The 7,962-nt window shown below is 37.2% G+C and carries 10 protein-coding genes; 5 read left to right on the forward strand and 5 right to left on the reverse strand.

Going from position 1 to position 7,962, the window contains the following annotated elements:
• Positions 1-148: 148 nt before the first annotated feature.
• The 5 genes from AB5903_RS21290 (at position 149) to AB5903_RS21310 (ending at position 3,397) form a co-directional block, all read left to right on the forward strand.
• Positions 149-1,000: an AbiH family protein gene (locus AB5903_RS21290; protein ID WP_005651856.1), complete on the forward strand. Its 852-nt coding sequence runs from the start codon at positions 149-151 to the stop codon at positions 998-1,000.
• A 40-nt stretch (positions 1,001-1,040) separates the two neighbouring features.
• Positions 1,041-2,138, forward strand: a complete 1,098-nt coding sequence (locus AB5903_RS21295) for a competence protein CoiA family protein (RefSeq protein WP_217716489.1) — start codon at positions 1,041-1,043, stop codon at positions 2,136-2,138.
• Positions 2,139-2,277: 139 nt separating this feature from the next.
• Complete coding sequence (locus AB5903_RS21300) at positions 2,278-2,820, forward strand: hypothetical protein (protein ID WP_368118253.1); 543 nt, start codon at positions 2,278-2,280, stop codon at positions 2,818-2,820.
• A 9-nt stretch (positions 2,821-2,829) separates the two neighbouring features.
• Complete coding sequence (locus AB5903_RS21305) at positions 2,830-3,069, forward strand: hypothetical protein (protein ID WP_139168198.1); 240 nt, start codon at positions 2,830-2,832, stop codon at positions 3,067-3,069.
• A gap of 37 nt (positions 3,070-3,106) precedes the next feature.
• Positions 3,107-3,397, forward strand: coding sequence for a hypothetical protein (locus AB5903_RS21310; protein ID WP_005651850.1), 291 nt, complete (start codon positions 3,107-3,109; stop codon positions 3,395-3,397).
• A 55-nt stretch (positions 3,398-3,452) separates the two neighbouring features.
• Here AB5903_RS21310 and AB5903_RS21315 read toward each other — a convergent pair whose 3' ends face one another.
• From AB5903_RS21315 to AB5903_RS21335, 5 genes are all read right to left on the reverse strand, one after another.
• Positions 3,453-3,857, reverse strand: a complete 405-nt coding sequence (locus tag AB5903_RS21315; protein ID WP_005651848.1) for a DUF5053 domain-containing protein — start codon at positions 3,855-3,857, stop codon at positions 3,453-3,455.
• Positions 3,858-3,899: 42 nt separating this feature from the next.
• Positions 3,900-4,082 (reverse strand): hypothetical protein, encoded by a 183-nt coding sequence (locus tag AB5903_RS21320; protein ID WP_005651846.1) that lies wholly within the window; start codon positions 4,080-4,082, stop codon positions 3,900-3,902.
• A gap of 518 nt (positions 4,083-4,600) precedes the next feature.
• Complete coding sequence (locus tag AB5903_RS21325) at positions 4,601-5,773, reverse strand: phage integrase SAM-like domain-containing protein (RefSeq protein ID WP_005651844.1); 1,173 nt, start codon at positions 5,771-5,773, stop codon at positions 4,601-4,603.
• A gap of 335 nt (positions 5,774-6,108) precedes the next feature.
• Positions 6,109-6,810 (reverse strand): LytTR family DNA-binding domain-containing protein, encoded by a 702-nt coding sequence (locus AB5903_RS21330; protein WP_117906950.1) that lies wholly within the window; start codon positions 6,808-6,810, stop codon positions 6,109-6,111.
• A 4-nt stretch (positions 6,811-6,814) separates the two neighbouring features.
• Positions 6,815-7,879, reverse strand: a complete 1,065-nt coding sequence (locus tag AB5903_RS21335) for a sensor histidine kinase (RefSeq protein ID WP_016662353.1) — start codon at positions 7,877-7,879, stop codon at positions 6,815-6,817.
• Positions 7,880-7,962: the final 83 nt, after the last annotated feature.

The following is a 7,962-nucleotide window of genomic DNA, read 5'->3' on the forward strand; positions in this document are numbered from 1 at the left end:
AAGATTTCTGAGTTAGTTTTATGCAAAGATAGGATTTTTACAAATATTACCCCTCAGGTTTTTACATTGACCCTTTTTTATTTACTTTTTATTTGATAATACCTCTTGGCTTTGTATTTTTGTAGATTAACTTTGATTTTATAATACTATGGATGAATTGCAAAACTATAAAACAGTGTTTGTTGTAGGTAACGGGTTTGATTTAAATCTTGGTCTGAAAACTTCTTATAAGGATTTTATGAAAAGCCATTGGTTTTCTGATATAAAGAACAATTTTTTGGTGGACTATCTTCGGAAGAAGCAATCTTTAAATTTATGGATTGATATTGAAAATGAGTTAAGTGTGTATTCACAAAGTACTTTTCTTCCAAGAATATATATAGAAGGTAAACCTAAAAAGGGTGATACATTGCGTGATGAATACAATGAATTGTGCTCTCATTTAAAGTCATATTTGATGGAGGTGACTAAAGAAGGGAACTATTTCTCAGCTATGGGCACTTATGTATTAGATCAAGCGTTTAAGTTATCCCCTGTATATATCCTTACATTTAATTATACCAATACAATTGAAAATATACTAAGTGATATTTCATATAATGAATCAGAATATATAATTAACCACGTACACGGTACATTAAAGAATGGCTTTGTATTTGGCGTAGAAGATAATGCCCAAGTAGATAAAAAGCATGTTTTTTTGTATAAATCTCATAGTCCTTATCAAAAAGTAAAGGGTTTACCTTATATTTTGGATAACGCAGAAAGAATAATATTTTTTGGATACTCTTTGGGGCAAACCGACCATTCTTATTTTGATGATTTTTTTAGACGACAAACTCAATTTGGGTGTAAAGAAAAAGAATTTATATTTTATCACTATGGACAAAACTCTTATGATGATATGAAGTGGCAAATTAAAATTTTGACAAATAATCAGCAAGCTAAATTTGGAGAATATAATAATATTAGTTTTATAGATATAAACAAAGAGAGATAGTTCAATTTTACTAATAGGAATGGTTGGTAGATTTAATATTATGACAGAACTCAAATATACGTATGCTCTTGATAAGAATGAAAAGTGTGTTGGTATTGAAAATGCTCAGAAAGGAATAGAATATCGATGTCCTCATTGTAAAGGAGAAATGGTTGTAAAAGAAGGTTCTGTTAAAGTAAAGCATTATGCTCATAAGATAAGACCGCAAAACTGTAGCTATGAAACTTATCTTCATGCTCTTGCTAAGAAAAGAATTGAAGAGTGGTTTAATTCAGATGGTGCATTAAATATCTCTTTTAAAACAAAAGATAGATGCTCTAATTTTGAACATTGTCTATGGAATCATGATGACTATACTTCTTCTTATTATTGTGAGAAAGAAACGAGCCAATCTTTTAACTTAAAGAATTATTACAATGTAATCACTCGAGAAAAAACATATAAGGGGTTTCGTGCAGATTTGCTTCTTACCAATTCGGAGAATAAATATGAACCTGTTTTCATCGAAATTTTAGTTTCACATCAGTGTGAGAAGGGGAAGTTAGGGTCTGGGATACGTATTATTGAGGTGGCTCTAAATTCAGAATATGAACTGAATACTATTATACAAAGTGGAATGATTTCCGAGAGCGAACGAGTGAATTTTTATAATTTTAAACGTAGATGTAGAATATCTGAAACTGAAGGTTTGATGCTTAATAAGTTCGTATTATTAGATTCTATGCAAGGGTTTTGTCCGAGTAATCGTAGCAATTGCAAAATATATACTCAGAGACATTCATCTGCTATATTTGAGATTACATTCGATTATTTGGCAAATCGTACTATATGGATAAACCCTTTTGTCTTTGGTTGGGCAATTGTATATAAGAATTACGAAAATGCAAAGAACTGTTTTTTATGTAAATATTATAAGGAAAATAGCTATACAAATCAAAGGCTATGTTGTCTATATAAAAAGAAAGGCATTGAAAAATATTGTAAATCTAATCAGGCTATAGGATGTAATGAATTCACAGTCGATGAAAACGTTATAAGTGAGAACTGCAATTATTTGTCTCATATTGTATATAATGTTTGGAAAAAAGGTATGGATAGTAGGGGGATAAATTATATAAAAGGAAAGGAAACTTACTGAACTGTCTTTCCTTTTATGGCTAAAAATTCAGACTTGTTTATGACGTGCTTTGGCTTCCATTAAAGCTTTTTGTCCGTTTCTATTTGATAATTCTTCCTTGATTTGTATTTTTGTGAAGTAACTTTGATTTTATAATACTATGATTCAGAAAAAAGATAATCCTATTCCATATAAATGTACAGAATGTAAATTTACGGTTACACAATATTATGGTACTAAACTATATGCTTTACATACAATATTAGTTAGCAGTAGTTTTAATCAAGTAAATTTTGTAATAGCCCTTGGTGATGATCGTGATTATGTGAAACAGATAGCTAAATATGTTGATAAGAGTGCATATTTCAAACAGTATGTTTTTCTTGCTAAGGAACACTATAAAAATGCAATTCCCTTTTTTATCAAGGATAAAGGTGCTGTTCGGTGTGATTATGATGGTACTCCAATCTTAAGCTATGAATGTGATATATGGTGTCCGAAATATCATAATGGGGATAAATTCTTTTATTTTAAGCATAATGATGCGAAAAGCAGGTTTGATTATCTTGTTAGAAGAGGAGATTTAATTGAAGCTGTAAAAGAGAACGAAAAATGGCATTTTCCTAAGAATATAAATGAAATTTTATTTATGCCACCCAAATATAAGACTGAGGTAATTCCACTGAGTGAGTTGCTTAAATGAATAATGGCCATGATACAAGAAGAATACCAATTTGACGAAGCCTCAGTACAGGCAATCATGCACTGGGCGGAAACAGCACAGTTACCGAAAGAAGTAGTATTGAGTGAATCTGAGCATATCTACGACACGTCTTTGTATGTTCGGGCGAACATTAACGACATCAAGCAGCATTATCCGGATGCGTTTTATAATCCGGCTATCATCCGGCTTTACCGGTTGAAGGAATTTGTAGAAGGGATGGCTGAATAGTCGTCCCTTTTCACTATATTTTGCTATCTTTGCCCACATGACTTACAACGAGGCTTTATCATATTTGGAACGCATTAAGGATACCGCCATTGGTGCACCCGTGAAAGGGCGTTTCATAGAATCATTATTCATCGGTCCTACCGATTGGGAACAAATGACAGACTTTATGAATCTCCGTATCCAGAAAGGAGAGGAAACGGCTTTGACTGAGTTTGACAGTGCCGGCAAGAGTCTTTCTGTATATGGGGTGTCGGTCAATAATGAATTTGACGTGCCGCATTGGGATATGATTATTATGGATAATTGGGAGCTGATGATAGGTAATTGAGATGAAAAATCCCCGTAGCGGCTCAACTACGGGGATGGTGTCAAATAACAGAGTATCAATATGAGATACTAAGTGAGCCTATTTTTTTAGAAATGTCCTGTAGGGCATCGTTAAATGTCTGTAATTCTTCTTGTGTGAAGCGTGCCGGTTTTCCGTTTACCAGATTACCATTTAATCTCTGATACAGCCATGACCTACTTTTATTAAAGTATTTCTTCGCAAGATAGCTTAGAGAGACTATTTCGGCCACTTCTTGCAGCTGTAGTTTGATTGCGCTCTCTTCTATAACATCCAGTTTCTTATCAATGTTCTGTAAGCGCTCTGATACAAAGTTGGCAATAGCTTTCTTATCTTCTTCCGAAGTGTACTTGGCTGCTATTTCTGTCATTCTGGTATAGAACTCTGGAGAGTCTGTACCAAGTAGTGGCTTTAATGCCAGTAATTCATCTTTCAGTGCCATATATTTATTTTTAGTGCCCTCTCCGGAGAGAGGGGCTTTGTTTTACTTCTTTTTTTCTAACTCTTTTAAGACTTTGTCGATTGTCAGTAACCGGTCTAACCTTTTGTCAATCTCTTTTTCTTGGTTTGTTCCGGTAACTTCGGCGATAAATCTTAGTTGGTCTAGTTCTTTTTTGAGGAATGCTCTTTGTATAAGCAAATCCTTTTTAATTTGTTCGTTACTCATGTTGATTACTTTTGTTATTTGACATTACAAAGGTAATAATCTTTTGATTATTATACAAACATTGCATGAATTATTTTCGCTATCTCGTATATTTTTTCCATATTTACAGTGCGTTACATATTTTATTGAATAGGAGGAATAGTAATATTCCGACCATAAAGCTACTGGTGATTGATTTTGCCAGTAGCTTATTCATATACGGTTCTGCCCCCTGTGTGATAGCTTAATGGTTTCACTGTATCCTCCTATTTGAGAATATGTAACGCAACGGGAAAGCGGAACCGTTCTTTTTTCCGCTTCTTAATCCGTTGCATTATGGGTAAATCTCAATCATCCTCTCCAAAGCTTACAAAGGCTTTCATTGGCTACGGTCATTATCAGCTAACGGTCTCACGTATTCCGATTACGTGAAAACCGCGATAACGGGAAATATGGAGTTAATAGACCGTTTGAACTCTGATGTAGAAAAGGAGAGGGAAGAAGCCACTGCCGAAGCAATAGCTTTTGTCCAGGAACAATCACTTTAAGCTGTCGAAGATTTTCCTCATTGCATCATCAGCGTGTTTTCGCATTACTCGAAAATAGTTGAATATAGGACGGTTCGTTTTCATTGATTGGCCGATACAATATTCAAGAATTTCTAAGGATATACCTAATTCGAATCCATGTTGAACGAATGATTTACGTGCAGAATAATAAACCACATGCTTTCTTATCCCTGCTATTTTGGAGAGTTCTTCCATTTTACGGGATACAACAGAATAACATTGCCCGAATGTTTTATACTTACCAAAAACAAGTTTACCATTCTTCTGCATATATTTGTTTATGATTTCCCTTGCTTCCGGCTGGACGGAGAATGCCGTTTTACTTTCACCACTTTTTTTGTTCTTTGTTTTTCGCCGGTAATATTCTATCCATTCTTTTCGGAAATCAATATCAAGCATATCTACAAGATTGATACCACCCAAGTAATAGCTTAACATGAAAATATCACGTACTACTCCGATATTGTATTTAGGAATTTCCATATCTCGGATTGCCTTTATTTCATCAATGCTAAGGTCTAATTCACGTATATTGGCTGACGGCATTCTGCAGAACTCAAACGGCTCTACTTCATATCTGACCATATTATGTTTCTTGGCATAGTTGATAATTACTTTGAGTAATGTAAGGTAGATTTTAATGGTGGTAGGAGAGAGCCGTTTGTCTTCAAGGTCCATTTCAAAATGCTTGATGTTTCGAGGCGTAATCATTGAAAGTAGCAAATCACCTTGTGACTTGATGAATGATTGGCATGCCAAACGATACAACTTTTCAGATTTGTTTCTTTTCTCCTCTGCGAGTTCTGACAGATAAGATGTCATTGCAGAGGAAAACTTGGCATTGGTGTAGTCTTTCTTTTTTATGATGATTTCTCGGAGCTCGGAACATGAATATACATCCACATCATATATGTTGTCAATAACATTCTGATAATGGTTAAGTAGATTCCGAAGTTTCATGTTCATTGAAGCGGCTTCCGGATGATTGATAACTTGCCCCTCTTTGAATTGTGATAGGGTGTCAATAATACAGTTTGTTGGAATATATCTGGTATTGGAATTATGGGCCAGTGATATTCTTACTTTGTGCTTTCCGTTGATAAGCACTTTTGCAGGTACGATACAAAGTTTAAGCGTTGCCATATTTTTGTTTAATAAAGTTGCGACAATTTGTTAGTAATAAAATCGGTGTCCGACAATCGTCCGACAATCAAATTTTGCAACCTGCTGCGAAATATTGGAAATGCACTTTTTCCGTAACTGCTTGATATACCTAAAATAAAAGCACTTCCAACGTTCGCTTACGGAGGAAGTGCTTTACACAAAAACTAAACTAGACTTAACTAAACTATTCTATTGGGGGAGTTTCACAACTCCTATCTGTTCGCGGCAAAGGTAAAAAAACATCTTTTAATATGCAATAGGATATTATTAGAAATAGCCCGATTTCAATAAAATATAAACCTATAAGGGTATTTTTAACTCCTTTTATTAAGAAAATCTTGGAATATTTGTTTATAACTGTCACTGACGGGGATATAGTTCTTGCCAAAGACAATACGTCCACGGTCGATGATACGTATTTTGTCTTTTTGGACGATATAGGAACGATGCACGCGTATGAAGCGTGAAGCAGGCAGAAGTTCTTCTATGGACTTCATGCTCATGAGCGAGAGAATGGGTTTGGGAGAGTTCTCCTCATAGATTTTGATATAATCTTTCAAGCCTTCGATGTAAAGAATATTTTTGAGCTCCACTTGTATCAGTTTGTAATCACTTTTTACGAAGATGCTTTCAATTTCCTCTTGGGGCTGTTGCAGCAGTTCGAACCACTTCACTGCTTTATTGGCGGCTTGCAGAAAGTCTGCATACGAGATGGGTTTCAGCAGATAATCGAGGGCGTTGACCCTATACCCGTCTATGGCATATTGGTCGAAGGCGGTGGTGAAAACGATACGGGTATGTGTATCTACCATTCTGGAGAATTCCAGGCCGTTGAGTTCGGGCATTTGGATATCGAGAAAAAGAAGGTCGATACGTTTGTCCGGCAAGTCGCTCATCGCTTGCACTGCACTGGAGTATTTGCCGGCAAGCTCCAGAAACGGGGTTTTGTTGACGTAGCTCTCCAAAAGGTTCAGGGCCAGCGGTTCGTCATCTACGATTGCGCACTTCAGATTCATGTTGTCAGTAATTGATTGTTAAAACCGATTTATATTCTTTTCCGTCCTCACTTATGCCGTGCTTCCATGCGTACCGGCCGGGATAGGTCAGTTCCAGACGCTTGCCTACTTGTTCCAGTCCGATGCCGCTGCCGCTTTTGTCGGCTTCGCTCTTGGGGTGGTAGCTGTTGGTTATTTCGCAACGTACTTCATGCACGTTCTCGCTGAAATATATACGGATATGGCTGGGCTCGGTGGGAGAGATGCCATGTTTGAAAGCATTCTCTATGAGGGAGATGAATATCAGCGGGGCAATCTCCGTAGGGCTGTCGGGACGAATATCGAAACGCGTTTCAACAGTGACGTTGGACGAGAGACGGATGCGCATCAAGGCGATGTAGTTCTTGATGAAATCCATTTCCTTGCCTAAAGTTACGAAGTTCTGCTGATTGTCGTAAAGGACATGGCGCAATAAACGGCTCAGTTCCTGTACGGCTGTTTGTGCCTTATCCGTATCAAAGGCAATGAGTGCGTAGATATTGTTCAGCGTGTTGAGCAGGAAATGCGGGTTGAGCTGGTTGCGGAGATTCTTTAATTCGGCTTCCGTGCGACTTTTTTCGGCTTCGCGGCGGGCGGCTTCCACCTGCACCCAACGTCCGCTGAGGCGAATGGCCGCACTCAACCCTACGGTAAGTATCATGGAAAAGAAATCGCGCATGATGAATATCCACTTCGGCGGACCGATGTGCCTTTGGCCCTCACCGTCGGCTTTTGCGTAGGTGTGGAATGCGTACTCCTGCCAAAAGTGTACACCGGCTGTAACGCAAGCTATCAGCAGTATGTTCAGCAGGAGATACTGCCGTATGCGCCCCTCGAACAGATAACGGGGAATGAGGAAGCAGTAATTGCAGTAGAATACGATAAGAAAAGATAGCGGAACAATGCTGCCATGACGCAGGTATTCCATCCATGTAATGGTGAAACCGCTGCGTGTCATCATCACGAAAGGAAAAGCAAATACAATTCCCCAGCCGATGATATGAATCAGGGCTTCGATGATGCGCGACCGTGAGTAGAGAATTTGTTTCATACAAATGCAAATTTAGATATAAATCACGATTTATATGCCAGTGGGATATGAAAAAATCAAGACCACCCCTATCTTTATGGCGT

It is taken from the genome of Bacteroides sp. 2201st1_D9_2201SCRN_220225 (genome assembly GCF_040928965.1).
GTDB classification, from domain to species: domain Bacteria; phylum Bacteroidota; class Bacteroidia; order Bacteroidales; family Bacteroidaceae; genus Bacteroides; species Bacteroides stercoris.